The organism is Alicyclobacillus sp. SO9, assembly GCF_016406125.1.
In the GTDB taxonomy this organism is placed as follows: Bacteria; Bacillota; Bacilli; order Alicyclobacillales; family Alicyclobacillaceae; genus SO9.
Genome location: NZ_CP066339.1, coordinates 579,874 through 605,835, shown reverse-complemented (window position 1 = coordinate 605,835; position 25,962 = coordinate 579,874). Strand labels below are relative to the sequence as shown.

The following is a 25,962-nucleotide window of genomic DNA, read 5'->3' as shown; positions in this document are numbered from 1 at the left end:
GAGCGGTGTAAAGATTATTATATGCAGTTGCTCCGAAGGATTTTGTCAAACGGCGGGGACCGCGGCAGGAAAATTTCCGACAGGACTTGAAGGAACCCTGTGCTGTTTCGACAGTAGAACAACATAATCGATTGCCTTCAACAAATAAAAAGAGCCCCAACCTCAATTGGAGCTCACGTTCCTCTTAAATTCCGCGTAACATGTCAAGCGGAATCCGTTCCTGTCCCTCATTTGTCGAGATAAATTTTACTTCCGGTAGCTTCTTTCTGCCCTTGATACTTTCCTCTGTAGGGAGTAATCGTAGCTTGATCCATTTCCGCGAAGACTAACTGGCAGATACGCCAGCCTTTCATGAGTTTTATCGGAAGATGATTTGCGTTGTACAGTTCCAGAGTAATACTTCCTCTAAATCCTGGATCGACCCAACCTGCGTTTTGAATAAACAATCCCATTCTGCCGATGGAACTTCGTCCTTCTACAAACGCAGTAATGTGATTGGGCAACTCCACTTCCTCAATGGTTGTGGCCAGCAAGAAAGAATGAGGCGGAATGATAATTTCATCACTTTGAAACGATTCGTATTCTATTGGCTGGTCTAATGAAATGAAGCCAACTTGATGCTCCTGAACTTTAAGAAAATGGTGACCAAGACGAACATCCACAGAAGCCGGCTGAATTTGATTCTCCATAATTGGTTCAATCATTAGTTCCTTACTCTCTATCATCTGACGAATTTTCGTGTCTGACAAAATCATGTGCAGTCCACTCTTTCTGTGTCCATTTTGGCCTATTATACAACTATCTTTGCAAGGAATTCTAGGACACAGAGTGATATCAGCTCATTACATATGGAAATTTTCACCCTTTTGCAGGCGTGTAGAGGTTTAAAATACAATAACAATGCCAAAATGACTGATAGATATGTAACAAATTGAGTCACCTTTTCGCCCGTATGCATAAACTATAACAACACGAACATGGGTGAAGAATGCCGCCGTCATAGGGGGGATTCGATGCCGGATTGGCTTCGCAGTCAGTTACGACGGGCGTTTTTGAATCACGATGTGAAAGCTGTAGCCATGCTCAATCAAGCATACTTCCGCTATCGAAGTGTAAAGTCGGCACAAATGTAGCAGAATGTAAAAAAGAGACCGTTCCGGTCTCCTTTTTACACGCCGTTTTTCTTCCCTACATGCACTCTAACTGTTACCAATCCTACAGCTTTAGAGTAGCCGCAATCCATGTGCTGTAACCAAACAGGAAGACTGCCAGCACGAGCAGAACTGAACCAAAATAACGTCGTTCCCGAACTAAACGTAGGAGTCCAATAAGCGCCATAATTGTAAACAGCCCGAGAAAAATTGCAATAAGCCATGGATGAAGAAATTTCGCGCTATCCACCGAATTCACCTCTAACTACGAGACTTTTGAGACCGACGGGCCTTTTGCAAAGACCTTAACCATAGAGATACTTTAGCATAAACCAAGGCCGTCTGAACTTCAAAAGCAAGCGAAATTGTCACTAGGATGTTACAACTTCACCAGAGAACTTGTTCAGAATTCGTTGCAGCACCGCTTGTGTCACTGGTCCCAATTGTGCCTTGTACATATCCAAAGAAATGTGACATCCGTCCCTGTCATTGATATTGTTAAAGCGTAAAAACACTTGGGTTTCATCACTGAGTTTGTATTCAAGCAAATATACTTCACCACTGTTCGAATCCATAAACTCTGATACACCTCACAGTTCTGAATTTGGCACCGATAGACGCAAGACCCCCGCCAAATGAAAAAGGGCTCCAGAACTTCTAGGAACCCTTCGATATATTGTCAGCGGTTCAGTTGGCCACAGAACTAACTTCTACGACCACCTCGTCCGCCACGTTTTGATTCACTGCGCCGCAAAGCCTGCAGCCGCTCTTCACTGTCCTTCAGAAACTTAGACATTTTGTCTTCAAAAGTCATCCTGGATGGACCGCCGGGTCTGCGATTTCTTCCACCGCCGCCACCGCCGCCGCCTGATGAAGAAGGCGGACGATAGTTTGGATCTGCCTTTCGTATGGACAGCCCAATCTTTCCATCCTTATCAACATTAATAACTTTTACGGTGACAGGGTCATTAACCTTAAGGTGTTCGTGAATGTCTTTTACATAGCTGTTGGATATCTCAGAAATGTGTACAAGTCCAGTCACCCCACCCGGCAGCAAAACAAACGCACCAAAATGGGTGATCCCAGTCACCTTTCCCTCCAATTTGCTGCCGACTTCAATGGACATACAGAAGCAGTTCCTCCTTGAGTGAAATACGTGCCTTGCACATCGGCACCACAGAGTTCAACCAACCTAAGTGGGACGCTCTGCCGTTGCTTTATATAATATATGAAAAAGCATCAGTCAGTGTCAACTTTTTGATGGCGTTAGCAGTGTGCCCGGAATTAAAATAAGCAATTCGTCCAGTCACGTGCAACTAGCACTTTCTAATGCTGTAAGTCAAACGGCACCTGTCCGGGAAGAATTAAATGGTAGTGTGCGCTGGCGTAACGTACAATGTAACTCTTGCTATTCAACTGTTTTTTTTGTGTCTGCAGTTGGGTGTGCTTTTGCTTGAGCTCAGTCAATTGAGATTGCAGGTGGTGCTGCTTTGTCTGCAGTTGTTGCAATTGAACACGCTGAACGGTCCAGTAGTGATAAAAGGCCCATCCGCAAAGCGCCAATACAGCAATGTAGCGGAGTTTGAAGCGTCTAGCAGGTTTTCTCTGACCCGCGACAGGCGCATTTTGTTTACGGGCTGGGCTGTGCAAACGGGTTTGCTTAGACACAAACAACGCTCTCCTTCAACAAAGACTCAGACCGTAATTACTCTCTCTGCGGCCATGTCTTAATCCAATTCGACAGGTACGTCCACATCCCTTCCCACTTGCCTGTAAATTTGTTAAAAAACGATTCTCCCCAACCCCTCCACCATCCTTGAAACAGACTTCGAAACAGGCCTCGAAAGGGGAACAACAGGATACGAGCCCAAAATGCGAGAATCCATATAGTCACATCTTCAAGACGATGCAGCAGTGTATAAACTTGTCCCGCAACAGACCATACAACAGACAGAACAAATCGGATGGGTCTTAATACAAGTACATCCACGAGTCGCCCGAAGGCCAAGAGTACCCCTCGAACAACTCTTACAACAGCAAAGGCGCTCCCGACTACAATTCTGTGCAGCAGAATACGATAAATAAAATACCCGATGAAAAGAAGTGCGAAGGTGTACAGACGAAAGCGGCCTTCATCTGTGATGAAAGTGGTGTAGTAGACCGCGACGGCCGAGAGACACCAAAAGGCCAAGTCCAGCACCGGACGCAGCCAACGCAGCCAACGTGAAGACCCGCTTACGGTATTGTACACATCATAGACCGTTCCCATAGCGCCGCCGATAACGAGTAAATAGAAGACGTATTGATACTGCATGTTTCTACCTGAACAATTTCTTGATACTTGATTTTTTCTTGCCCTGGTCTTGAACATACGCCAAACTGATGAGGGTTCCTTCGATGAACACTTCACCCTTGTCCAAGTCCAGATGTTTCATATTCAGGTCCGATCCCGTAATGCGCAAAGGCCCTCCGCTGGTGGTAAGCACGAATTCCTGCACATCGAAGCTCTCCACGCTGGCTACACCGGTTACTTCAACCAGTTTGCGTCCTTTTAACCGAATCTCATGTTCCTGTTCGCTGTTTTGCGCCACTGTGCCTCACCTGTTTCCGAAAATGTGTACTTGCACTACAGTCTATGAGTCACGGCGACGCAATAGAACACAGAAAGACGGGGCTGTCCCTGCCACTCTGACAATGGCATGAACAACCCCGTCTTTAGTATTGGACATTGTTGCAATGACAACAGACTGCAAAACATTCTCAACACAGTCTGCGCGTGGTTAGTTGGCGTCGTGTTCCGTCAGAACCTCATACATCTCATGGGCCTGGTCTTTGCGCGCTGCCTCAGCCACCGACAGTACCCTCACTTGCGTGGTTTTTTGACCATAGCGAATCGTGAGGACATCGTTTATCTCGCATTCCGTTCCTGCCTTGGCCTGGCGACCGTTGACAAGAACACGTCCGGCATCGCAGATTTCCTTGGCGACGGTTCGTCGCTTGACAAGGCGTGAGACTTTGAGGTACTTGTCAAGCCGCAATTAGCGGATGACTTCTTTCAAACGGTTGCCGGGTTTGAACGCCGGCACTGTAGACGCTGGAATTGAGATAGTCTCGCCTGTTTGCGGATTACGGCCGGAACGTGCGGACCGTTCACGGGTTTCAAAAGTTCCAAAACCGATTACCTGGACTTTCTCACCGGCAGCTAATGCTTCTTCAATGGATGTGAATACGCTGTTCACGGCAGATTCAGCATCCTTCTTTTTCAAACCAGTTTGTTCCGCAACCTTATTAACTAACTCCATCTTATTCAAAATAAAAGCCCCCTTTGTGGCAATGTCCGTCAAGAGTATTCGTGTTTTAATAGTGAAATCCTGCATGCCTGCCCTAGAAAAGTCCTAAATCTGCCTTTAATTTAGGTTTTGTGGGTCTTTTTCCAAACCTTTAGCCTCATTCCAATACTCATCAAGCTCTTCCAGCGACTTACCAGACCACCCGCCACTCTCCTTTACGCGTCGTTCAACGTGCCCAAACCTCCGGACAAACTTGTTGTTTGCCCGGTCTAAAGCTTGCTCTACATCCAAGTCTAACCATCTAGCGACGTTTACAATCACAAATAGAACGTCTCCTAACTCATTTAATAAAGAATCTTGATGATTTTTTCCTATTTCTGCGGCTAATTCCGCCACTTCTTCATGCAATTTGGAAAAAACATCCTCTAGCATTGACCAATCGAAGCCTACTTCTGCCGCTTTCTCCTGTAACTCTCTTGCAATTTGCCAGTTTGGAGCCGCCCATTTCACACTGTTCAGGACGCCTTCAGCTTCTGCTTCTGCTGTTTCATCCCGCTTGGCGGCCATCCAGTAGCCCTCTGCCTCCTCTGCAGTGGCGGCCTTCACACCGCCAAAAACATGGGGGTGACGATGAATCAGCTTCTTTCCCAGGGAGGAGAACACCTCTCGCAGGGTAAAGTCCCCAAATTCACTGGCTATCTCTGCATGTAAGAGAATCTGCAGCAGAACATCACCAAGTTCTTTTGCAAGCTCCTCAGGATTTTCGGAATCTATGGCATGTACGACTTCATAGGCCTCTTCCAGCATATATTTCCGAAGTGACTTATGAGTCTGCTCTCTGTCCCAAGGACAGCCATCCGGTGCTCGCAACCTTGAAACCAGCCCTGCCGTATACCAGAGCTCTCCTGATAAAACGTCTGTGGAAGCTGCCGGTGGAACATACACTGTTGTCAGGTGGTCAATGAAGTCTACTCTGTCAAGCTCAAACAGTGGAACTTGTTCGACGCGTTCCATACCAGACACTCCAGCTGCCCGCACGACTGTTACAGAATAATCGTCGGGAAAGAGTTCCATGAGCGTCAGCTTGACCTCGGACGCAACGACAGGATGATAGACCTGAGCAATCAACAGGTGCTTATCGGCACGTAGTTGATCTGCACTTATCTGAGTCCCATCCACCAGGAGCAGTCCTTCAATGGGATCGATCTTCAATTTCGTGCACACCGCGTCAAAGAAACTTTGACCAAAGCCAATCTGTACGTCAATGTCCGCTCTCTCCTCAGTTTTGCGCACTAAGTTTTGGACAGATTGTTCAGCCATCAGCGGATGACCTGGTACAGCATAGACAATGTCTCCCTTATGTACGGCTGCATCCAGCAGTTTTTCAGCCATTTCATCGTAAATTTGTTCAAACTCTTCTCCCTGCTCGTAGAGCACATCAAAGGAATTAAAAACTAACCCCTCTGCCTTTAATCCGTCTACGGCTGGGTGAATACCCGTGCGAAAGTACAAAGGCAGTCCTGAGTGAAGACGTTGATACGTCCCCATCGGCAGGCCCGACAGGTCACCGGGCCCCAGCCCTACCACGTAAATAATCGCCAAAACAAACTGCCTCCTTCAATTTGATTGTTCTGTTATATTCTCCGGTCATTTGAACAATCAGCGGAGCAATCCAACTCTCGAACACCATAATACCAGTTGCGGACCAACTTTTGGGATGCGGGCCAATTCATTTTCCCGCACCAGCCCAGTGGCCATTAAAGCCACGCCGTAGACAATGATACCGATGCCTACCATTGCCATTGCGGATGCTGCAATGGTCCAGCGTTGCAAATCCAGACCGCCCATGCGCAGCCACTGCTGATACGCTCCAAATACGGCTGCAGCCATGATGAATACTGCCACGGAGGGCTTGACAACCCACTCCAGCCAATTAAATCGTTCTTTGAGCAATCGTCTCATTGCTGCAAAATTCAGCACAGCAGCGACAGCATAGCTCACTACAGTAGCTGCAGCGGCTCCTTCGATTCCGTAATAGGGAATGAACAACAGATTTCCGACCAGTTTTACCCCAGCGGCAATCAACAAGTGAATGACAGGAAGATACATCCAGCCGCAGCCCTGCAGGACTGCTGCGACAGTCAACTGAACGCCTGCAAAGACCGTAGCGAACGCAATCACCTGAATAGCGGCGGCACCTGCCGTATCTTTAAAGAGAGCTACATCCACGGGTTTAGCCAACAACGCAAGCCCCACGGCTGACGGCAATGCCAGAATAACAGTTAAGCGAATTGCTGTATCAATGCGATTGGACATGAGTCTGCGAAAGCCCAGCGTAAAGGCCTCAGAAACAGCCGGCATCACTGCAATGCCAATGCCGGAAGCCAGCGTGGTTGGCAACATCATTAATTTAAAGGCCCGTCCCGTAAGCAGTCCGAATTGGGTTGTCGCCTGGCCCTGTGCATCCCCTGTTTCTTTCAAGAGGTTTACGACCGTCACCACATCCACATTGTTCATCAGTGGTATCACCATGGCACCAAGGCTGATGGGGAAAGCATAATACACCAAAGTCTTGGCCAAAGACCAGGACGACGCAACACGTGCCGTCTCGTCGTAGTCTACGTGCGGGTGTCGATGCAGCCAATAATAGAGCAGAAGGGCAAAGCCTGCAATTGCGCCTGTCACTGCCCCAAACGCGGCACCAGCGGCTGAAATGGCATGACTGTAGCCTTTCATCTCCAGCCACATCGCAAGCCCGATAATCGTTACCACACGCACGAGTTGTTCCAATACCTGTGATGTCGCTGTCGGCTGCATCCATTGGTGCCCCTGAAAATATCCTCTGAGCACACTCAACATCGGTACAAACAACAGTGCCGGAGCGATGGCACGAATAGCCCATACCGCGTGCTCATCGCCTGCGACGCGTGCCCAAAATGCGGCGCCAAAGAATAACAGACAAAAGCTCGCAATACCGGCGGCAGTGAGTAGCATCGAAGAGACTTTGAATACTTTTTTACTCCCTTGAACGTCACCCAAAGCGAGCCGCTCGGATACGAGCTTGGAAATGGCTACTGGAAAGCCTGCAGTAGCAATGGCCAGCAGCGTGGCATAAATGGGGTATGCCATCTGAAACAGTCCCATGCCCCGGTCACCAATAACGTTCTGCAGTACAATCGTGTACACAGAGCCCATGACCTTGGACACGGCTGCTGCTGCTGCAAGCAACATTGCCCCCTGAACAAAACCTTTCTGTCCTGCCATGGTTTCCCTCCATTCAAGATGTAGCAGTTTGACAGTCAGTCATGCATCCGAAGCATTCGCCTGCATGTACAACTGCACTACTTCATTGATATGGACGGGCAGACCAATCTAGTCCTGCAGCACGAAAACAGGGAGCCCAGTCACCTTACCGGGCTCCCTGTTGCGGCTATACAGAAGTGTTGGTGTTACGGTCACTGCTCCATTTGCTTCCCAAGGAATCCTGCAGCAGTTTCTGCAATCTTGGTTTCCAACTCACCCATTTTTATGCCGTCCTCACGAGACATCAAAATGACGGACCCAATTGGGTCGCCGGCGGAGATAATGGGCGCAATGACAAGAGATGAAAATGGCTCCATTCGATCACGTACAACAGCATAATCTGCCTGCGCCGCGTTCACGATGGTTCTTCGGTCTTCCATTGCCTGCTCCACTTCTTCACTGATGGGCTTATCCGTGAAGTCCTTTTTTGGACCTCCTGCAACCGCAATAATTACATCGCGATCAGAAATAACAGCAATATGTCCTGTCGACTCTGCTATAGACTCTGCGTATTCGCGAGCAAAATCTCCAAGTTCACCAATAGGTGAGTACTTCTTTAGGATAACTTCACCGTCTCTGTCGACAAAAATCTCTAAAGGATCTCCTTCGCGGATTCGCAGGGTCCGCCGAATTTCTTTGGGAATTACCACACGACCGAGGTCATCAATCCTACGTACGATGCCAGTTGCCTTCAAACCGTTGATCCCTCTCCCTCGTCATAGTTTTGGATGATTTCCAGAACAACTCTCATTTGACGCTTCAACCGGTTCGATTCCTAATCGCCAAGCCCGCGGATGATTGACGTGAGGTTATTATGCGATGGATTGAATTCCTCTATACACCATATAGAGGGGTTCTTATCCAGCAAGCGAAAAAAGGAGCCTGTCCGGTAAAACCGACCAGGCTCCCTGAGGAAACTGTGTACAGAATATATCTTGCAAGTTCAGTCAGGGCTGCTGACTTCGGCAGTTGTCAACTACAGGTCAGATTGCTTCACTTGCAATTTGATGTTGGCCGCCTTCATGGCGTTATTGTATACCTGTGTTATCTTCTTCTGCTGTGCGTTGCTCGTCAGCGTCTGTTTAATTTGGCTCTGTACAGCACTGAATTTCTTCTGTGTCCTTGAATCAACCCGAAGTACGTGATATCCGTACTGGGATTTTACAATGGTAATCTTCTTCAACGGCTGTGTCTCACAGGCGTTTGCAAAAGGCGGTACAAACTGAGTTGGGTCAGCGTTGGCAAAATGTCCCTTATTGGTTTTTGCCGACGGATCCTTTGAATCCTTCACTGCGAGCGTTGCAAACTTGGCTCCATTTTGCAGCTGTTTTTGAACAGCCTGAGCTTTCGCTTTCGTAGACAGGAGGATTTGGTCGACTGTTACAGTCATGAACTGCTTCTTGTTCTGATTGTAATAAGTCTGTTCCTGTTTAGTAGTCACTTTAATGTTTTTAGTCTCATCTTTAACATACTGCTGTAGATACTGTTGCTTTGCGAAATAGCGAACCAAATCCGCCTTCGTTACCCCAAGTGACTTCATCTTCGCCTGCAACTGAGACTTGGATTTGTACACCTGTGACGCCAACTGGGTAAGGACCTGAGATGCCTGTGAATTGGCCAGTTGGGCATTCACCTTTGTGTCGCCTTTTTTCACGGATTTAGCGTACAAGTACTTGTACCAAGTAATGTAGTAGTTTACAAACTTGCTCTTTGGTTCTTTACTGGACTGTCCCGCCAATGCGACTTGCAGATTATACTGCTTGTCCAGTTCCTGTTTCGTCAGTTTACCGCCTGTATAAGTAGCGACTACTTTGCCGCTGTATTTGGGGGCTGGCGGGATTGTCGCAGTAGCATTCCCTGTGGCTGTCGCATTCCCCGTTGTATTATTCCCTGAGGTTTTCGAACTACAGCCTGTCACGGCACCTGTCAGTGCAATGATGACGGCTGCCCCAGTCAACGTTTTCGCCCATGATTTACTTGGCAAATTCTTCAACCTCCTCATTTTCTTGAGACACCTCTGTCAATTCACTCATAAAACGGAGCAACCGCTGGCAGATCTCTCTGTCTCCCATTCCTTTGATACGAAAAGATATTTGCAGTGTCCCGTTCGACCGTTTTGAATACTGGCCTGCGTGCTGTTTGGAAAGCTGAAACCACCTGCTGTGATTTATAGTTGAACTGGCATCCGGCCGAACCCGAAGGACAACTTCTGAACCTTCAGTCGTAATCGCGTCAAGGTCGCACTGCACAGCATAACTTTTGAGACGCGTGATGTCCAGTAAGTTTCTGGATGCATCTGGAAGGTCCCCGTATCGGTCCTCCAGTTCTTCTTCTAAATCGTCTGCACTCTCCAAGCTTCGTATAAACTTGAATTTCTTGTACATTTCGATTTTCTGTGCAGCATCTGGAATAAACTCATCAGAAAGATACGCTTCAATCGGCAGTTCAATGGTTGGCTCAGGAACTTCCTTCTCATTGTCCCCCCGAACTTCCTTGACTGCTTTGGACAACATATCGTTGTACATGTCGAACCCTACAGAGTTAATGAAACCGTGTTGTTCCGCTCCCAGCAAGTTCCCGGCCCCGCGAATGGCCAGGTCCCTCATTGCAATCTTAAATCCGCTGCCAAGTTCCGTAAACTCTTTTATGGCTTGAAGCCGCTTCTCTGCAACTTCGGTAAGGACCTTGTCCTTCTGATATGTGAAGTAGGCGTACGCAATCCGGTTGGAACGCCCGACTCTTCCTCTCAATTGGTACAATTGTGACAACCCAAGTCTGTCCGCATCACTCACAATGAGCGTGTTGACGTTCGGAATATCAAGCCCCGTTTCAATGATGGTCGTCGTCACCAAAACGTCGATGTCTCCCTCGAGAAAATCCAACATGATTTGCTCAAGTTCGTTTTCAGCCATCTGGCCGTGGGCCGTAGCCACCCGCGCATCGGGTACCAATCGCATCACACGGTCTGCCATCGATTGGATGGACTTCACATTGTTGAACAGAAAGTAAACCTGTCCGCCCCTGCCCAGTTCTCGTTCAATGCTCTCACGAATGAGACTCTCGTTAAATTCCACCACATAGGTTTGTACCGGAAATCTGTTTTCCGGCGGCGTTTCAATCACGGACAAATCGCGTACGCCAAGCAGGGACATATGCAGTGTCCGCGGAATGGGTGTTGCTGTGAGTGTCAGGCAGTCCACATTGGTTCGGAGTTGCTTTAACCGCTCTTTGTGTGTCACACCAAAGCGCTGCTCTTCGTCAACAATGAGCAGACCTAAATCGTGGAACTTAATGGACTTGTTCAGCAGCCGGTGAGTCCCTATGACAATATCGATGCTGCCCTCTTTCACGCCCTCGACAACCCGCTTTGCTTCTGTCCTGGTCCGAAAGCGGCTCAACACATCCACACTGATGGGGAACCCCGCAAACCTCTCCTTAAACGTCTCAAAGTGTTGATGAGCCAACACTGTGGTCGGGACAAGCACTGCAACCTGCTTTCCGTCCATCACAGCCTTGAAAGCAGCACGAATAGCTACTTCCGTTTTCCCATAGCCGACGTCTCCGCACAGCAACCGGTCCATCGGTCTGCCTTTCTCCATGTCCTTCTTGATATCTTCAATCGCAGTGAGCTGATCCGGTGTTTCTTCGTACGGAAACATGGCTTCAAAGTCTGACTGCCAGCCCGTGTCTTTGCCAAAGCCATGACCTGGTGCAGCTTGTCTTGACGCATACAACTTGACCAGGTCCTCAGCGATGTCCCGGACCGATTTTGAAACACGTTGCTTGACCCGGTTCCACTCACCTCCGCCTAGACTGTACATCTTTGGCGTCTTGTCTTCTGAGCCGACATAGCGCTGCACTTGGTCAATTTGTTCTACGGGAACGTATAAGCTGTCATTCCCTGCATACTGCAAATACAGGTAATCCCGGTGTTTTCCCTCGATTTCCAGGGTTTTGATACCGAGGTACTTCCCAATGCCGTGGTTGATATGAACCACATAGTCGCCCTCATGAAGTTCCTGATAGCTTTTGATTCTCTCCGCATCAGACATTTCCTTGCGATGTCTTCTGGTTTTCTGCTTTGCTGAAAACACTTCCGTCTCAACTACTGCCGCAACGTGGGATAACGGAAGCTCAAAACCGCTAGACAAACTGGCTACCAGAATCTGAGGCTGTTTCGAGGGACCCAGGCGCGGTTTCTTCACTGCATCGATTCTGTAGTCGGACAGGACCCGGTCAAGGCGTTCTGCGCGTTCCGGGCTGGACGCAAACAGCAACACTTGTATGCCGTTTCGCACCCAACGTTCTACTTCGGCCTTCAGGAGGTGCATTTGGCCGTGAAAATTTTGCATCGTCTTGGCCGTGACAGTGTGCGTAGACTGATACCGTTGATTCTTCGTAGGTCTGTAAAATGTCGAAAAGTGAATTGAATTCAGAGCAGGATGTTGCCACAGTTCATCGTAACGAGGTTCTCCGATTGTCCCGGACACAAGTTCTCCTCGCATCAGCGCAGCCGAAACCCACTCGGAGTAGTCTCGTTCCAGTCCTTTTTGTCGTTCCTGTAAGCGCGTGGGCTCATCCAGAGAGACCAAGGAGTCTTTTGTCAAGTAATCCAATAACGTCTGCACTGAGTCTTTGCCCATGAGTTGCTCGTACCGCAACTCACCGTAAAAGGGAGTGCCTTCCTTCAGTGTGCGGATGTCTTCTCCTATGACAGCTTGCAATCTGTCGCGTACTTCCAGATTGGTAGTGGTCACGATTCTCTGAGTCAAACGTTCTTCAAGGGCTTCAGCAGCTTCGAACATTTTTCGCTCGGGCACCAAAAAATCCAGTGCTGGTCCAACCTGTGCTGTTTTGCGCTTATCCAGCGAACGTTGACTCTCAACGTCAAAGGAGCGAATTGAATCGACTTCATCGTCAAACAGTTCAATCCGGAGCGGTGCGTCTGCCGTCACCGGGAAAACATCCAAGATGCCGCCGCGGAGGGAAAATTGGGCTTTGGACTCAACAATCTGGACCCGCTCGTAGCCCATTTGAATGAGGTGCGCCACATGCTGGTTGAGTTCAATTCGGTCACCGACAACATACTCAATGGTCGACTCTCGAAAGTAGTTCCTGTTCATCACCGGCTGGACCACAGACGCCACCGTAGCTACAACGACACAAGAACCGCGGTTTGTGAGCGCCTCAAGGACTTGAAGTCTGTTGGTTAGAACTTCCGGACTGTAAGCCATCATATCAACGACTGACAGTTCCCGCTCTGGATAGAGCAAAACCCTTTCCTCCGGTAGAAATTCCTGCAAGTCTTCGTACACCGTAGCAGCTTGACTAGACGAATGTGTGACAACAAGCAGGATGGCGGGCCCAATTCTTTTGTGTTCCTGCATCCACAGATACAGCCCCGCATAATACAAGTGGCGAGCACTGCCCCCTACCCCGGTGACCATCACATCACGCATATTTTTGGCCAGATCAGACGCCAATGCTTGAAACTCTTCCCCGGCCATGACCTGGCGCACTAAATCAATCAACATTACCCCTCCTCCGCGGTAAGCGGACATTCATTCATCTGACTAAAATCTATGAACAGTAAACTGAACTTCAGTGACACCGTGAACTTCAGTGGACAATACCAGCGACAGAATTCACAAAAGCTGTCGTTCTGTCGCTGAACAACTTCAAGTGCGGACACGCAAAAGAGCCTTAGCAAAGAGCCAAGGCTGTCGTCAACCGAGGTTAAACATCCGTGGAATTTGAGGCAATGGTACGCCCCCTCCAATACTATTGCAGCAATTTTCCTTCTAATAGCAATTCTGGGTTTTCTTCTACCGCCTGTTGGCAGTGATCGCAAACCACATGTACATATGCTACACTCTGATTCTGATTATATGCAATGGTGTCTTCTTGCTCCACACTTGACAAGCTCCCAAATCCGCAAAGGCGTTCTGCATCTTGAAAATTCCAATCAGGTCGATTAATTTCACCGACTTGGTGCTGGCAGTGTTTACAGACATAAGAAATCCGCATAACCTCATCCCCTCTCGAAACAGCCCTTAAAAAGTACCGTTTCAATTAGTATGGAAGGTTGGTGCGTATCTCATACCTGTTAATTATACTTATTCATCGCATGCTGAAATCCACTGTTTAATGTGAGCACTACAGCCTCGACAGCAAGATTGACGCTCTCTTCAATCGCTTGCTCATCCTCCACACCAGGCCGCTGCAGCACGTAGTCAATGACATCCTGTTTGTCCGGGCGGCCAATGCCGATTCTAATTCTGCAGATAGACTGCTCTCGGAGCGCATTCACAATGGACTTCATCCCATTGTGCCCGCCTGAACTTCCTTGCTGCCGCAACCGTATAACCCCAGGAGGTAAATCCATGTCGTCGTATATGACAACGATATCGGAGGCCGGCTTAATTTGCGGGAAGTACTCAACAATTTGCCTGACAGAGTCTCCGCTTTTGTTCATGAAGGTCAGCGGCTGCACAAGCAGGACCTTTTCGCCGCTCACAAATGTTTCACCTACGATGGCACTCCACTTTTCCTTGGTTCCTGTGATCGACAATTTTTCTGCCAACCGTGCGATGACCCAGAATCCGGCATTGTGGCGCGTGCGCTCGTACTTAGCTCCAGGATTGCCCAGACCAACAACAACCTTCATGTTCCACGCTCCAGTGTATATGTCTTGAAACCTCAGAAAGCCGCGCTTTTGCGCGGCTTCCGAGTTCCTGAAAATTACTCTTCCACTTCTGCCGCTTCTGAACTATCCTCTTCGGTTTCAGCCGTACGCTTAGATACAAGTACGCTCACAACAACTTCAGCAGCATCAGACCGAAGTTCTACACCTGCAGGCAGTTCAATATCGCCTAGTGACAGATGATCTCCGTTTTCAAGGTTGCTGACGTCTACACTTAAGTACTCGGGCGTTTTTTCTGGAAGGGCATGCACTTCGACTTCGCGAAGCTGTTGCTGAACAATTCCACGGCGACGTTCGACTTCTTCAACCCCATGAACATGAACAGGTATTTTCGAATCAATTGGCTCATTCAAGTTCACCTGGTAAAAGTCTATGTGGAGGATGTCCAGAGACACAGGATGGCGTTGAATTTGGTGAATCATGGCATTGACTTTCTTTCCGTCCAGCGCAAGTTGTACTAAGCCGGAGCGCAACGGATTTTCGCCGATGAACGCCTTGTCCAATACGGAAATAGCAGTGGCTGGCATTCCGTTTCCATAAACGACTGCTGGAACTCGTCCACCTTTGCGCAAGCGCGCCAACGTACTTCCGTGCGTATCACGCACTTCTGCTTCCAAAACTGGGTGATTCATTTGTCTTTTACTCCTTTCAAACACTCAATCGAACAATGCGCTGATTGACCGGCGCGTGTGCACGCGTAAAATTGCTTCTGCAATCAATTCAGCGACAGACAGCACTTTAATCTTATCAATTCTTTTTTCCGGGGGCAAAGCAATGGTGTTTGTCACCACAACTTCCCTGATTTTTGAGTCCTGTAATCGGTCCACGCCAGCTCCCGAGAGCACTGGGTGAATACAGCAAGCGTACACATCTTTTGCGCCTCTATCAAGCAATGCCTGGGCACCGGCTGTAATGGTTCCGGCCGTATCAATCATGTCATCAATGATGACGGCCGTCTTTCCCTCAATATCCCCGATAATATTCATCACTTCGGCCACATTCACATCCGGACGTCGTTTATCGATGATTGCCAAAGGCGCACCCAGACGCTCAGCCAATGCTCGAGCCCTGGTGACACCCCCCATATCAGGTGAAACAACAACGGGATCTTCCAGGTTTTTTTGAATGAAGTAATTTGCAAGAATCGGAAGGCCGATGAGATGATCCAGCGGAATATCAAAGAACCCCTGAATCTGGCCGGCGTGAAGATCCATGCAGATGACTCTGGTGGCTCCGGCTTTTTCGAGCAGATTCGCAACCAATTTTGCTGTAATCGGGTCCCGCGCTCGCGCCTTCCTGTCTTGGCGCGCATAGCCGTAGTACGGAATCACCACGCTGATTGTCTTCGCAGACGCCCGTTTCAGGGCGTCGACCATGATTAACAATTCCATCAAGTGTTCATTGACAGGAGCAGATGTGGGCTGAATCACAAAGACGTTGGCGCCGCGCACACTTTCTCCCAGCTTGATATGGACTTCACCGTCCTTAAACCGGCCTACGGTACATTCTCCTATGGGGACCCCAATGTGATCAGCAATTTCACGTGCTAAGGTAGGATTTGAATTACCCGTGAATAATTTCAGTTCTCGCTCCCGAGCCATCCTTCTACATTCCTCCTGGATTGGAATTATGCCGTTCCTGGTGTTTCTTTTGCTTCCATTGTTCTACATAATCTTCTTTGGTTGTCTGACGTGCTCGGGCGATTGCGAATCCGTCGCCGGGGACATCGTCTGTAATGGTCGATCCCGCTGTCACATATGCACCATCCCCAATTCGAACAGGAGCAATCAGGTTGGCGTTAGACCCAATGAAACTGTTGTCTCCCACAAGCGTCTGGTGCTTAGACTCTCCATCGTAGTTCACCGTAATTACACCGCACCCAACATTCACGTTGGCACCAATCTGTGCGTCGCCTAAATAGGCCAGATGACTCACCTTTGTTCCCGCGCCCAGCTTCGATTTTTTGATTTCAACAAAGTCTCCGACTTTCGCACCCGAGCCAATTTCACTGCCCGGACGGATATAGGCGAACGGACCCACGCTGACACCGGAATGGACAGTACTCTCCAAAACTACCGACTGTTCTATTTTTGAATCTCTCTCAATAATTGCATCAAACAAACGTGAATTAGGCCCAATTGTGCAATTTTCGCCGATTTTTGTTGTACCTTGGAGGTATGTTCCTGGATACAGTACCGTATCTCGTTCAAGCTGTACGTCAGCGTCAATGTAGGTGGTCTCTGGATGCAACATTGTGACGCCTTCCATCATCCAGTGCTGATTTAATTTCTTGCGAAACAGCGATTCAACTTCTGCCAACTGTTGCCGGTTGTTGACACTGGCAATCTCAGACGCGTCTTCGACACAATGGGACAAAACTTTTCGCTGCTGACGGCGCAAAATATCTACCGTATCGGTCAGGTAGTACTCCGCTTGTACATTCTGGTTTCCAATAGATTTGAGTGAAGAAATCAGGTCTTGAGTGGAAAACGCGTAAATACCGCTGTTTATCTCCGAAATCCTTCGCTCTTCAGGGTCAGCGTCTTTCTCTTCGACAATTTTTGCAATTTCGCCTTCGCTGTCCTTTACAATTCGTCCCAATCCGGTTGGATCCTCGACTTGTGCAGTCAATACGACGGCAGCAGCGTTTTGCTGCTCCTGCAGAGAAAACAGTTTCTCCATCGTCTCTGCGCGAACCAAGGGGGCGTCGCCATACAGCACCAGCGTAGAATCAGCATCCGGGGAAAGCAGCGGCACTGCTGTTTGAACCGCGTGCGCCGTTCCCAATTGCTCATCCTGGATTGCAAATTCGGCGCGATTTCCCACGGCCTCCATCACACTTTCACGGGCCTGCCCGACTACGACAATACATTGACTGAGATGCAGTTTTTGCAATTCATCAAGGATATGTAATATCATCGGCTTGCCAGCCACTTCGTGCAGTACCTTGTGCTTGTTTGACTTCATCCTTGTTCCGAGTCCTGCTGCTAAAACGACGGCACATCTGCCCACTAGATCCCCTCCATACTCACTCTGAAGTCCAGTGTACCTGATGCGGTCACAGCGTTCAATTTTCCATGACAAAAAGAGTCCGAGGGAAGTCCCCAGACCCCAAGCCGAATCCGAATATCAATAATAATGAGATGAGTGACTGTCGCTGTCCTGACATAAGACACCGTAAATGGACTATAGACCTGCGAAACAACCCTACGCGCTGGGCTGCTCCTGTGCATCGTCATCCGCGCGCTCATATTCAGTCAAAACAGCTTCTTGAATCTTCTGGCGTGTAGCAGATGAAATCGGATGCGCGATATCCCGAAACTCCCCGTCGGGAGTCTTTTTGCTTGGCATTGCAACGAACATTCCGTTATTTCCGTCAATTACCCGGATGTCGTGCACTACAAACTCGGCGTCAAAAGTGACGGAAGCAATTGCCTTCATACGTCCCTCACTGTTAACTTTGCGAAGCCGTACGTCCGTGATTTGCATGTTTGTCACCACCCTTGTCCTGTCCCTGAAGTCAGTTAAGAGTGGTATTCAACAAAAACCGTCAATTTCCTGCCAGATTTAACTTTCGATTTTAAAATTATCGAAAATTTTAGGCGTTTACTCTTTTGTAGGGGCTATCACGTCTCAAGATACTGCCATCACTTCAATTTCCACCTGAGCACCTTTGGGCAAAGCGGCAACTTGGACGGTAGACCGAGCTGGACGATGGTCGCCAAAAAAATTGCCGTACACTTGGTTGACCTTCTCAAAATTCGCTAGGTCTGTCATAAAGATGGTCGTCTTTACAACGCTTGCGCGGCTGACTCCTGCGGCCGTTAGAATGGCGTCTACATTTTCCAGCACCTGCAAAACCTCATCCTCAATTGAGCCCGTGACCAACGAGCCGTCTGGCCGCAATCCAATTTGACCCGACGCGTAAATCGTATTTCCTGTGACAACTGCCTGCGAATATGGACCGATTGCTTGTGGCGCTAAATCTGTCTTAACCGTTTGCACTACTCTTCTCCTCCAATCTTGAATCAACGCTGCTCAGCAGCCCCTGCGCAAGTCTTCACAGAGCGCGTCAACACATGTACGTGACGGGCATCCAGTGCATCTTCGCACCCTGTTGCTCAGTGTAACAGATTACTGCACATAGCAGATATGGCGGGTGTACTAGACTCGCCAATCCGTTTGGGCCCACACTTGAATCTCGTTCTCTTCTTCCAACTGCCCCACGGTAAAGAGTGCAACCGGACTTGGAACTAATTTTCCGGTTGGTTCTGAAGTCGTAACAAACACCGCAGTACCCACTACACTTGATGCAAACTCTTTGACCAAGCTGCTGACCCCTTTTGCAGTAGCTCCGGCTTTCATAAAATCGTCCACAATCAAAACCCGGGCTTCGGGCGGGAGTGCTCGCTTGGAAATCGACATGGTCTGGATACGGCGCTCCGAACCAGACACATAGTGTGCGGTTAAGGCTGCACCGTCCGTAACCTTATGGTCTCGACGAACAATGACGACAGGTACATTCAAATAATGGGCTGTTGCACAAGCCAGCGGGATTCCTTTTGTCTCTACCGTCACAACTACGTTGGCGTTGGAGTCTTGAAACCGCTCGGCAAACAAGCGTCCAGCCATGTCCAGTACGCTCGCATCACCTAAAATGTCGGACATGTACAGAAATCCTCCCGGTAACAAGCGAGAAGAGTCGCTTAGGCGTTGGCACATATCAGCAAAGAACAGTTGACGGTCCCGTTCGGGAACCCGCGGTCTTAGCAGCACACCGCCGCCTGCTCCAGTTAACGACACCACGGTTCCCGCACCGTCAGCTTCAAGTACGTCGCGAATCAAAGCCACATCTTCACTTAACGATGACTTGGCGACACCGTATTCCTCAGCCAGTTCGGACAGTGAAATCTGCTGGTTGGGCCTTTCCTGTAAAGCTCTTACGACTCTAATAATCCGTTCAGACCGACGCAAGCGCTTCTCCCCCCACAACGCGACATGTCATCATCACTCAACTAACTAGATAAAACGAGACAAGTAGACTTCCTTTGCAAATCCATTAATAGCATTGTAATAGCGGTGAGCAACCGTCTCGTTGGGCGCGAGACAAAACAGCGTTGGACCGCTGCCGGACATGTAAACGGTCGATCTCGTTACACCTTCCAACCGTTCCCTCATTTCTGCAATTTCCGGGTAAAGTCTTTCCGCAACAGGCGTCAAATCGTTGGAAATCAATCCTGCGGTTCTATCTAAGTCACCCTGTTTCAGCGCTTCCACCATGGCCTTACTCGACGGTTCTAATCTGGTTTGAAAAGACTCACATGCACCGTAAATTGCAGCAGTAGAAACAAACACCGTTGGACGCACAAGGACGATCCACGCCTTTGTCGGATGGCGAACAAGCCGAACTTGCTCCCCTCGCCCGGTGGCTACACCACAACCTTCATACACAAGGAAAGGCACATCCGAACCAACAGATGCACCCATTTCTGCCAGGTTGTCTGTCGATAACCCGGTCTTCCACAATTTATTCAGTCCTCTCAGCACAGCTGCAGCGTCTGCACTGCCGCCGCCCAACCCGGCGGCGACAGGAATCTGTTTGTCAATTCGAATGCGTACTCCCGTTGTGATACCTGTTTCCTGACGAAATACTTCAGTCGCAGCGTACGCCAAATTCCGCTTGTCCAACGGCAAATAACTCACATTCGATTCGATTTTGATACCACCGCCGGAGATTTCCTCGAGCCAGATTAAATCCGACAAATCAATTGTCTGCATGACCATATCAATGTCATGATAGCCGTCAGGCCGTTTAAAATTCACGTCCAAGGTTAGATTTACCTTGGCATAGGCTCTTTCTGCTAACATCGTTATCCACCTCAACCTATTCTAGCATGCGTCGAGATGGATGCGACGTCAACCCTGTAGATCCCTCTTCGCCGCCTTTTGCACTCAGCGCATCACTACCGCTGACTGTGTCTGTGTTTGTCTTAAGGTTTCCGACGGCTGTCCGTTGAGTTTTTCAATCAGGGATTGTAAAGGTGCCAGTTGCTCATAGAACACCACTGCTGTATCACCTGGCTCCATGACTGAAATTGCCGTCCACAGTGCATCACTTTCCTTCAAAACCATCTGCAGGGGTTTATCAGGGGCTGTCTTCCGAATCTCAGCACTCATCATCCTGGCTATTTCACCTTCACTGCGTCCTCTCTTGTCAGCATCTTCCTTGACAACAAAGTAGTCAAAGACTTGAGCAGCCTCCCGCGCAGTCTCACGTACCAGTTTGTCAGCCCTGTCTCCCGGCACGCCCACGACTCCAAATAAGCGGCCCGGCGAAGCTTGACGCAACCATTCTCCGACTCTTCGATAACCGTCCGGATTGTGACCATAATCTAAGACCACGTGACATCCGTTAGGCATTCGGTAAATGCTGCACCTGCCCGGGTTGGCCGTTGCCGGCAGAAAGCTTGCAAATGCGTTCCGAATCTCGCGTCTCGTCAGCCCCAGACTACGTAAGGCGGACGCAGCCGCCAGGCAGTTTTCAACTTGAAAGCGAGCTGTCCCCTGCATGGTAAGAGGGATTTCGTCGATCTCAGTCACCTTCCATCGGAGGTTTCCCCTCCCCTCCATAATCCATCCGTCCGACAGCCAGTGCCCAACTCCGCCCTCGGAAAGATGTTGCTGTAGAACTGGGTTGCCTTCGTACAGGGCAAAGTAGCAAATTTTAGAACGCAGGCGCCGTCCCAGTTTCACGAGGGGAGCGTTATCTGCGTTCAAAACCACACTTCCGTCGTCAGCCACGCATTCCGCAACAAGAGACTTGATGTGTACGAGGTCATCCAGGGTCTCGACGAAGTCTTGACCAACGTGATCGGGCGTAATATTTGTCAGCACTGCTACGTTCGCCTTATCGTAAGCCAATCCGCCTCTGAGGATACCGCCCCGGGCCGTTTCCAAAACAGCTGCTTCGACAGCTGGGTCTGCAAGCACCATTTTGGCGCTCTGAGGCCCCGTTGTATCGCCATCCATAATCTTCTCGTTATTTACATAGACACCGGACGTCGTGGTCATCCCCACAACATAGCCGCTTTCTGCCAGGCTATGCGCAATGAGACGTGTCGTCGTTGTCTTTCCGTTGGTCCCCGTTATGGAAACAATGGGAATACGTCCATTGCTGCCGTCCGGATACAGTCCATCGACAATTGCCTCGCCCACATTGCGTGACAAACCATAGGACGGGTGCTGATGCATTCGAATTCCAGGGGCGGCGTTGGCCTCAATGACAACCGCGTTTTCATCGTCCCGTCCGGCATCGCGAACAATCATATCAATACCGCAGACATTGAGACCGATGATGCGTGCTGCCCGTTCGGCAATCATCCTGTAACGCGGATGTAACACAGAGGTAATGTCAATCGCTTCTCCGCCGGTAGAAAGATTGGCGCTGTCCCGCAAATACACAGTCTGCTGTGACGCAGGGATACTTGTAACACCTACGCCTTGCTGTGCCAACACCCGCGACGCTGTTGCGTCCAGCCGAATCCTGGTCAACGGCAACTCGTGGTCATCACCTCTTAAAGGGTTTTGGTTCTCAATGTCGACTAGCTCTTGAATGGTGTGAACACCGTCACCGTGAACACGAGCAGGAATCCGTTGACTTGCAGCTGCCAGCTTTCCGTTCACAACCAGGAGTCGAATGTTGTTCCCGGCTACATATCTCTCTACAACCACTTCTGGGCTGACTCCTGATGCCAGTCTGTAGGCCTGTCTGACTTCTTCTTCCGTTGCCAGGTTCATGCTGACACCTTTACCCTGGTTGCCGTTAAGGGGCTTTAGGACCACTGGCTGTCCTACCTTGAGAAACCACGCAACAGCTTCATTTTCATCAGCCGCGACGCCTCCCTCAGGCACAGGCAGACCAGCTTCATACAACAGTTGCTTTGTCATCTGCTTGTCCCCTGCAATATCAACAGACACAACGGATGTGTATTCGTTCATCGTAGCCTGTACCAATCGTCTGTTTGCCCCATACCCCAATTGCACGAGGCTTCCCTCATTCAACCGTCGAACCGGAATATCTCTGCGCTTTGCTGCTTCTACAATTGCAGCTGTACTAGGGCCAAGTTGGGCTTTCGTCAACAACTGTGCGGCTTTGTCAAGGGATTCTTCAACAGTGATTGACTGGTTCTGTACAAGACGTTGCACCACTTGAATTGCTTCAGAAAGAAGTTCCTTCTGGCACTGAAATGACTCACATTCAATAACAATTTCATAGTGACCTCTCGTCCCGGCATACAGCGTTTTACCGTAGTGCACGTCCAAGCCTAGGTTCGAAGCCATTTCAATTGCCAAATGCTCCACGATGTGTCCAAAATAGGTACCGCCTCGAAGTCGTTCCACAAAGCCGCCAGGTCGGCCTTTTGCACAGTGGTGTTCCTCAAGGCCGGGATAGTACGATAGAAGAGTGTCAACAAAGCCTGGTATTTGATGGCTTTCTTTTTCAGTCAGTTCTTCCAAGTCCACCATGGCCACTAGCACTGGTCTATAAATATAGACGTTAGGACCTTCGATGTGACGTACTGACGTAATTTTCATCGATTCAGCTCTCCTTGCTGCGTTCCCATTCAGCCCAGTCTGTAATGGGCTGCCGATTTAACAAGTGGAAACCGTAGCCTTCAGTCAGAATGTGTAGTTTTATGTCACACAAAGACAAAGATTCGTCACTTCCGACTTCATCCAAATTGGAGAAAGACATTCCGCCGGCGTCTACCACACTGACGGCCCCTTTCCCAATCACCCGAAAAACGCCGTTCTCAACGACAATAGCAGTGTCCTCATCCAGTCCAAGGCCGAGATGGTGCGGGTACTGAGCAACGGCTGACATCAGCCGTCCCAACCTTCCGCGTTGCGCGAAATGCTGATCGATGACAACACCCGCCATAAATTCCATCCCGGGCGCCATGTCGACAACGCTGATTTTTGGGCTGGTCTCAGCGTCTCCGCTGACAATCATGGTACTTGACATCATTGAAGCCCCAGCACTGGTTCCGCCAAGCACTACCCCGCGCGCCAACGCGTCGTGCAGCGCCGCATCAACGCGGGTTCCGCCAAGCAACTTTGTAATTCTCAGTTGTTCTCCGCCAGTAAAGAAAATACAGGTCGCGTCACGAATATGTTGAACTGCGCTGTCTTTATTGGCGGCCTCCCTGGTAGAGACATCAAAGGTGCGTACGTCGGCTGCACCAAGTTTCTGAAAGACTTCAATGTATTGCATCCCGACGTCCACGGGCAACTGAGTTGCAACTGTCATGACCAAAACCTGTGCACGTTTTCCGCCGCCCCGTTGTAGAAAATGGCGGAGAATCCGACAGTCGTGCTCCTTATCTTCTGCTCCGCCGATAACAACGAGCGGTCCTGGCTGCTGCTCGCCCATGAAGTCCCTCCTAACGAGCAAGTTTCACCCACAACTTCAAAACAGTTTTGCATGTGAAGGTCTTGATTCAAACAAATCGACACGCTGTAGACTACCCCAACTCAAATTCAGGTATTCCAGCGAATTTCTACGGACTGAAAAACCCTTCGTACGCAGGGCCATTTCGTTGTCCAAAACGAAATCAAAAAGGAGACTGCCCAAGCCCATGAATATCGGACTCCGGGACAGTCTCCTGCCGCCATTTGGATTTTGTTGTACCTAACTGACGTTTATTTCTTTTGGGACTGTTCTGCCAAAGATTGCTCGGCAATTTCGATTGCCCGTTTTACCATGTTTCCGGCATCTCGCGTGGTAATACCACCCCAGCCGTCAGTTTGAACCTTGTCATAAAAACCGAGTTCTTTTGCCAACTCCATTTTTAGTCCATCTGACATGGTACCTCTGCGTCGTCCCATTTCGGTCAACACCTTTCCCGGCGGCCTTTATAGTATGATAAAGCCACAGCAAATTATCAGGGGAAAGTGTTGGACACAAATTCAGCGACACAAAGCAAATAAGGCAAACAATACAATACATTACATTACAAATAAAACAAAAGAGACGAAATTCGTCTCTTTTGTTTTGAAGAAAATGTACGATTGCACAGATTCATCATTTATCTGCCTAAACAAGGCAAACAAATGAGTTGATACTATGCCGGACTATAGCTCAGACGGACGTTGTCACCATCTTTATAAACCATCAGTTCAACAGTCTCCGTCAACAAATCGGCATAACTATAGGATACTCGTTTAAACGAGCCATCCGGTGGATCTAGCTTCACCACAAATACAGATGGATAGGTTTCCTCAAGCACTCCCGAGCGCTCTATGGTCTTTCGCCTTCCACCGTTCGCTCTTAGCAAAACCCGTTCTCCAATCAACTCATCCAGACTGTTCTTGATGTCGTGGAGCGCATTTCTCGCCAACACACACCACCTCTTTCCGTAGTACATTGTACCATGGCATAGGGCATGTGTCAATGTGGGTATATCATTATAACAACGGTCTTTTTGCTTTGTCAATGGTTTTAATAAATATATTTAATTGAATCGTAGTAGGTTAAATGTGGTCCTGTTGCACTATGGACTGCTTCTCTCAACCGTCCTTATCGGTTCTCAGTAGATTGACTTTGGCAATCCCAACCTGTACTTTCCTCGAGATTCAAGTCCTCCCAGCCCGTCTGTTCCGGTGTAAGTTGAATGAACCACATCGTAAACATTGACAGTCTCATTAATTGGTGTGTATGCAATCTTTTCGGCAATAAAGACGGGATCGAGAGCGTGAATCATGATTCGCTGCGGCGAGCTGGCGAAATTTGCTCCGGCGTCCAACAAGGCCTCGAAATGAGACTGGCAGGCGCCCGCTATGATAACGAGATCGTCAAAATTGCGAGCGTATTTTCTGGCCTGTCTGACCGTCTGTACAAAGTGCCCAGAATTGCGGTAATTATATATATCTGACCAGTTTTTCCCCTTCCGAATCACACCGTCATGGCCAGTGATAATCACGATGTCTGGTTCGTGTTCTTCCAACAGCGCGGTCACAGTCTTTGGCATCTGCGCTTCCGGCACGTGTTTTCCAATTGCCCGGATACCGAGTTCGCGATACATTGTCAGACATTTGTTCAGATATGTTCCGTCGCCGTCGAGATGCAGAACCCGTCCGGGCCTCTCAAAAAAATCTGGGCTTGATTCAAAGCGTGCCTCCTTGCGAAGGGAGCGCTTTTCATGCTCCAACTCGCGTCTGGATTTAATCAATCGCAAACACTCATCCTCAACTCGGTGAGACGCTGCTTCAAACTGCTTTCGTTCCTCATCGGTCAACTTATGCAAATCGGATAAGGGAGCATCTGCCACCAGACGAACGTCAAATCCTTTCAGAATAGCCGTTTCAGACTCCTTATCCACCTCAACAATAATGAAACAAACATCTTTATCATAAGATTTTCTTGCAACAAAGTCTCCAATTTCCACGAGGCAGTCCCCCTTCCACGTGCCAAGACCCTTTTTTAGCATATGGATTGGTGCTGAACTGTGTGACG

29 protein-coding genes are annotated in these 25,962 nt (G+C 49.1%); 1 reads left to right on the top strand and 28 read right to left on the bottom strand.

Annotation, left to right across the window (positions count from 1 at the left end; genetic code table 11):
* Positions 1 to 227 precede the first annotated feature (227 nt).
* Positions 228 to 755 (bottom strand): dCTP deaminase, encoded by a 528-nt coding sequence (gene dcd, locus GI364_RS02615; protein ID WP_198852177.1) that lies wholly within the window; start codon positions 753 to 755, stop codon positions 228 to 230.
* Between the two features lie 258 nt (positions 756 to 1,013).
* Here dcd and cmpA point away from each other — a divergent pair, with 258 nt between their 5' ends.
* Positions 1,014 to 1,133 carry a cortex morphogenetic protein CmpA gene (gene cmpA / locus GI364_RS02610; RefSeq protein WP_198852176.1) on the top strand — a complete coding sequence of 40 codons (120 nt, stop codon included), beginning with the start codon at positions 1,014 to 1,016 and terminating at the stop codon, positions 1,131 to 1,133.
* Positions 1,134 to 1,215: 82 nt separating this feature from the next.
* On the opposite strand, the gene GI364_RS02605 is transcribed toward cmpA, so the two are convergent.
* The 27 genes from GI364_RS02605 to yabG all read right to left on the bottom strand — a co-directional run bounded on the left by GI364_RS02605 (position 1,216) and on the right by yabG (position 25,894).
* Positions 1,216 to 1,401 (bottom strand): hypothetical protein, encoded by a 186-nt coding sequence (locus GI364_RS02605; protein ID WP_198852175.1) that lies wholly within the window; start codon positions 1,399 to 1,401, stop codon positions 1,216 to 1,218.
* Between the two features lie 121 nt (positions 1,402 to 1,522).
* Positions 1,523 to 1,726, bottom strand: a complete 204-nt coding sequence (locus tag GI364_RS02600; RefSeq protein WP_198852174.1) for a hypothetical protein — start codon at positions 1,724 to 1,726, stop codon at positions 1,523 to 1,525.
* Between the two features lie 128 nt (positions 1,727 to 1,854).
* The gene (locus GI364_RS02595; protein ID WP_198852173.1) at positions 1,855 to 2,277 is read right to left on the bottom strand and encodes a S1 domain-containing RNA-binding protein; all 423 of its coding nucleotides are present in this window, start codon (positions 2,275 to 2,277) and stop codon (positions 1,855 to 1,857) included.
* 200 nt (positions 2,278 to 2,477) lie between these two features.
* Entirely contained in the window at positions 2,478 to 2,819 is a 342-nt protein-coding gene (locus GI364_RS02590; protein WP_198852172.1) for an FtsB family cell division protein, read from the bottom strand.
* A 37-nt stretch (positions 2,820 to 2,856) separates the two neighbouring features.
* A complete protein-coding gene (yabQ, locus tag GI364_RS02585) occupies positions 2,857 to 3,465 on the bottom strand; it encodes a spore cortex biosynthesis protein YabQ (RefSeq protein ID WP_198852171.1) in 609 nt (202 codons plus the stop codon).
* A gap of 4 nt (positions 3,466 to 3,469) precedes the next feature.
* A complete protein-coding gene (gene yabP, locus GI364_RS02580; RefSeq protein ID WP_198852170.1) occupies positions 3,470 to 3,742 on the bottom strand; it encodes a sporulation protein YabP in 273 nt (90 codons plus the stop codon).
* A gap of 189 nt (positions 3,743 to 3,931) precedes the next feature.
* Positions 3,932 to 4,189 carry an RNA-binding S4 domain-containing protein gene (locus tag GI364_RS02575; protein ID WP_198852169.1) on the bottom strand — a complete coding sequence of 86 codons (258 nt, stop codon included), beginning with the start codon at positions 4,187 to 4,189 and terminating at the stop codon, positions 3,932 to 3,934.
* Positions 4,190 to 4,462: an HU family DNA-binding protein gene (locus GI364_RS02570; RefSeq protein ID WP_198852168.1), complete on the bottom strand. Its 273-nt coding sequence runs from the start codon at positions 4,460 to 4,462 to the stop codon at positions 4,190 to 4,192.
* A gap of 96 nt (positions 4,463 to 4,558) precedes the next feature.
* The gene (mazG, locus tag GI364_RS02565; protein ID WP_198852167.1) at positions 4,559 to 6,043 is read right to left on the bottom strand and encodes a bifunctional methyltransferase/pyrophosphohydrolase YabN; all 1,485 of its coding nucleotides are present in this window, start codon (positions 6,041 to 6,043) and stop codon (positions 4,559 to 4,561) included.
* 57 nt (positions 6,044 to 6,100) lie between these two features.
* Positions 6,101 to 7,705, bottom strand: a complete 1,605-nt coding sequence (locus GI364_RS02560; RefSeq protein WP_198852166.1) for a putative polysaccharide biosynthesis protein — start codon at positions 7,703 to 7,705, stop codon at positions 6,101 to 6,103.
* Between the two features lie 191 nt (positions 7,706 to 7,896).
* Positions 7,897 to 8,439: a stage V sporulation protein T gene (spoVT, locus tag GI364_RS02555; protein WP_198852165.1), complete on the bottom strand. Its 543-nt coding sequence runs from the start codon at positions 8,437 to 8,439 to the stop codon at positions 7,897 to 7,899.
* Between the two features lie 281 nt (positions 8,440 to 8,720).
* Complete coding sequence (locus GI364_RS02550; RefSeq protein ID WP_198852164.1) at positions 8,721 to 9,728, bottom strand: peptidylprolyl isomerase; 1,008 nt, start codon at positions 9,726 to 9,728, stop codon at positions 8,721 to 8,723.
* Positions 9,718 to 13,278, bottom strand: a complete 3,561-nt coding sequence (gene mfd, locus GI364_RS02545; protein ID WP_233095981.1) for a transcription-repair coupling factor — start codon at positions 13,276 to 13,278, stop codon at positions 9,718 to 9,720. Before mfd ends, GI364_RS02550 begins: the two co-directional genes overlap by 11 nt.
* A gap of 247 nt (positions 13,279 to 13,525) precedes the next feature.
* Positions 13,526 to 13,771, bottom strand: a complete 246-nt coding sequence (locus GI364_RS02540; RefSeq protein ID WP_198852163.1) for an anti-sigma-F factor Fin — start codon at positions 13,769 to 13,771, stop codon at positions 13,526 to 13,528.
* A gap of 79 nt (positions 13,772 to 13,850) precedes the next feature.
* Positions 13,851 to 14,411, bottom strand: coding sequence for an aminoacyl-tRNA hydrolase (pth, locus tag GI364_RS02535; RefSeq protein WP_198852162.1), 561 nt, complete (start codon positions 14,409 to 14,411; stop codon positions 13,851 to 13,853).
* Between the two features lie 74 nt (positions 14,412 to 14,485).
* Complete coding sequence (locus tag GI364_RS02530) at positions 14,486 to 15,079, bottom strand: 50S ribosomal protein L25 (protein ID WP_198852161.1); 594 nt, start codon at positions 15,077 to 15,079, stop codon at positions 14,486 to 14,488.
* A gap of 24 nt (positions 15,080 to 15,103) precedes the next feature.
* On the bottom strand, positions 15,104 to 16,048 hold the full coding sequence (locus GI364_RS02525) for a ribose-phosphate diphosphokinase (RefSeq protein ID WP_198852160.1): 945 nt from the start codon (positions 16,046 to 16,048) through the stop codon (positions 15,104 to 15,106).
* 4 nt (positions 16,049 to 16,052) lie between these two features.
* Positions 16,053 to 17,459 (bottom strand): bifunctional UDP-N-acetylglucosamine diphosphorylase/glucosamine-1-phosphate N-acetyltransferase GlmU, encoded by a 1,407-nt coding sequence (gene glmU / locus GI364_RS02520; protein WP_198852159.1) that lies wholly within the window; start codon positions 17,457 to 17,459, stop codon positions 16,053 to 16,055.
* A 195-nt stretch (positions 17,460 to 17,654) separates the two neighbouring features.
* A complete protein-coding gene (spoVG, locus tag GI364_RS02515) occupies positions 17,655 to 17,936 on the bottom strand; it encodes a septation regulator SpoVG (protein WP_198852158.1) in 282 nt (93 codons plus the stop codon).
* A 144-nt stretch (positions 17,937 to 18,080) separates the two neighbouring features.
* Positions 18,081 to 18,452 (bottom strand): RidA family protein, encoded by a 372-nt coding sequence (locus GI364_RS02510; RefSeq protein ID WP_198852157.1) that lies wholly within the window; start codon positions 18,450 to 18,452, stop codon positions 18,081 to 18,083.
* 159 nt (positions 18,453 to 18,611) lie between these two features.
* Entirely contained in the window at positions 18,612 to 19,421 is an 810-nt protein-coding gene (gene purR / locus GI364_RS02505) for a pur operon repressor (protein ID WP_198852156.1), read from the bottom strand.
* A 45-nt stretch (positions 19,422 to 19,466) separates the two neighbouring features.
* Positions 19,467 to 20,315: a 4-(cytidine 5'-diphospho)-2-C-methyl-D-erythritol kinase gene (gene ispE, locus GI364_RS02500; protein WP_198852155.1), complete on the bottom strand. Its 849-nt coding sequence runs from the start codon at positions 20,313 to 20,315 to the stop codon at positions 19,467 to 19,469.
* Positions 20,316 to 20,399: 84 nt separating this feature from the next.
* Complete coding sequence (gene cphA / locus GI364_RS02495) at positions 20,400 to 23,042, bottom strand: cyanophycin synthetase (RefSeq protein WP_198852154.1); 2,643 nt, start codon at positions 23,040 to 23,042, stop codon at positions 20,400 to 20,402.
* A gap of 4 nt (positions 23,043 to 23,046) precedes the next feature.
* Positions 23,047 to 23,880, bottom strand: coding sequence for a cyanophycinase (locus GI364_RS02490; RefSeq protein WP_198852153.1), 834 nt, complete (start codon positions 23,878 to 23,880; stop codon positions 23,047 to 23,049).
* A gap of 269 nt (positions 23,881 to 24,149) precedes the next feature.
* Positions 24,150 to 24,335, bottom strand: a complete 186-nt coding sequence (locus tag GI364_RS02485; protein WP_198852152.1) for a small, acid-soluble spore protein, alpha/beta type — start codon at positions 24,333 to 24,335, stop codon at positions 24,150 to 24,152.
* A gap of 236 nt (positions 24,336 to 24,571) precedes the next feature.
* On the bottom strand, positions 24,572 to 24,847 hold the full coding sequence (veg, locus tag GI364_RS02480) for a biofilm formation stimulator Veg (protein ID WP_198852151.1): 276 nt from the start codon (positions 24,845 to 24,847) through the stop codon (positions 24,572 to 24,574).
* A gap of 189 nt (positions 24,848 to 25,036) precedes the next feature.
* Positions 25,037 to 25,894: a sporulation peptidase YabG gene (yabG, locus tag GI364_RS02475; protein ID WP_233095980.1), complete on the bottom strand. Its 858-nt coding sequence runs from the start codon at positions 25,892 to 25,894 to the stop codon at positions 25,037 to 25,039.
* Positions 25,895 to 25,962: the final 68 nt, after the last annotated feature.

What these genes read in the sequence shown, in the direction of transcription:
- dcd (WP_198852177.1), bottom strand. Translation starts at nt 755, where the DNA reads ATGATTTTGTCAGACACGAAAATTCGTCAGATGATAGAGAGTAAGGAA.
- cmpA (WP_198852176.1), top strand. Translation starts at nt 1,014, where the DNA reads ATGCCGGATTGGCTTCGCAGTCAGTTACGACGGGCGTTTTTGAATCAC.
- GI364_RS02600 (WP_198852174.1), bottom strand. Translation starts at nt 1,726, where the DNA reads ATGGATTCGAACAGTGGTGAAGTATATTTGCTTGAATACAAACTCAGT.
- GI364_RS02595 (WP_198852173.1), bottom strand. Translation starts at nt 2,277, where the DNA reads ATGTCCATTGAAGTCGGCAGCAAATTGGAGGGAAAGGTGACTGGGATC.
- yabQ (WP_198852171.1), bottom strand. Translation starts at nt 3,465, where the DNA reads ATGCAGTATCAATACGTCTTCTATTTACTCGTTATCGGCGGCGCTATG.
- GI364_RS02560 (WP_198852166.1), bottom strand. Translation starts at nt 7,705, where the DNA reads ATGGCAGGACAGAAAGGTTTTGTTCAGGGGGCAATGTTGCTTGCAGCA.
- mfd (WP_233095981.1), bottom strand. Translation starts at nt 13,278, where the DNA reads ATGTTGATTGATTTAGTGCGCCAGGTCATGGCCGGGGAAGAGTTTCAA.
- GI364_RS02540 (WP_198852163.1), bottom strand. Translation starts at nt 13,771, where the DNA reads ATGCGGATTTCTTATGTCTGTAAACACTGCCAGCACCAAGTCGGTGAA.
- pth (WP_198852162.1), bottom strand. Translation starts at nt 14,411, where the DNA reads ATGAAGGTTGTTGTTGGTCTGGGCAATCCTGGAGCTAAGTACGAGCGC.
- GI364_RS02530 (WP_198852161.1), bottom strand. Translation starts at nt 15,079, where the DNA reads ATGAATCACCCAGTTTTGGAAGCAGAAGTGCGTGATACGCACGGAAGT.
- GI364_RS02525 (WP_198852160.1), bottom strand. Translation starts at nt 16,048, where the DNA reads ATGGCTCGGGAGCGAGAACTGAAATTATTCACGGGTAATTCAAATCCT.
- spoVG (WP_198852158.1), bottom strand. Translation starts at nt 17,936, where the DNA reads ATGCAAATCACGGACGTACGGCTTCGCAAAGTTAACAGTGAGGGACGT.
- ispE (WP_198852155.1), bottom strand. Translation starts at nt 20,315, where the DNA reads ATGTTAGCAGAAAGAGCCTATGCCAAGGTAAATCTAACCTTGGACGTG.
- cphA (WP_198852154.1), bottom strand. Translation starts at nt 23,042, where the DNA reads ATGAAAATTACGTCAGTACGTCACATCGAAGGTCCTAACGTCTATATT.
- GI364_RS02490 (WP_198852153.1), bottom strand. Translation starts at nt 23,880, where the DNA reads ATGGGCGAGCAGCAGCCAGGACCGCTCGTTGTTATCGGCGGAGCAGAA.
- GI364_RS02485 (WP_198852152.1), bottom strand. Translation starts at nt 24,335, where the DNA reads ATGGGACGACGCAGAGGTACCATGTCAGATGGACTAAAAATGGAGTTG.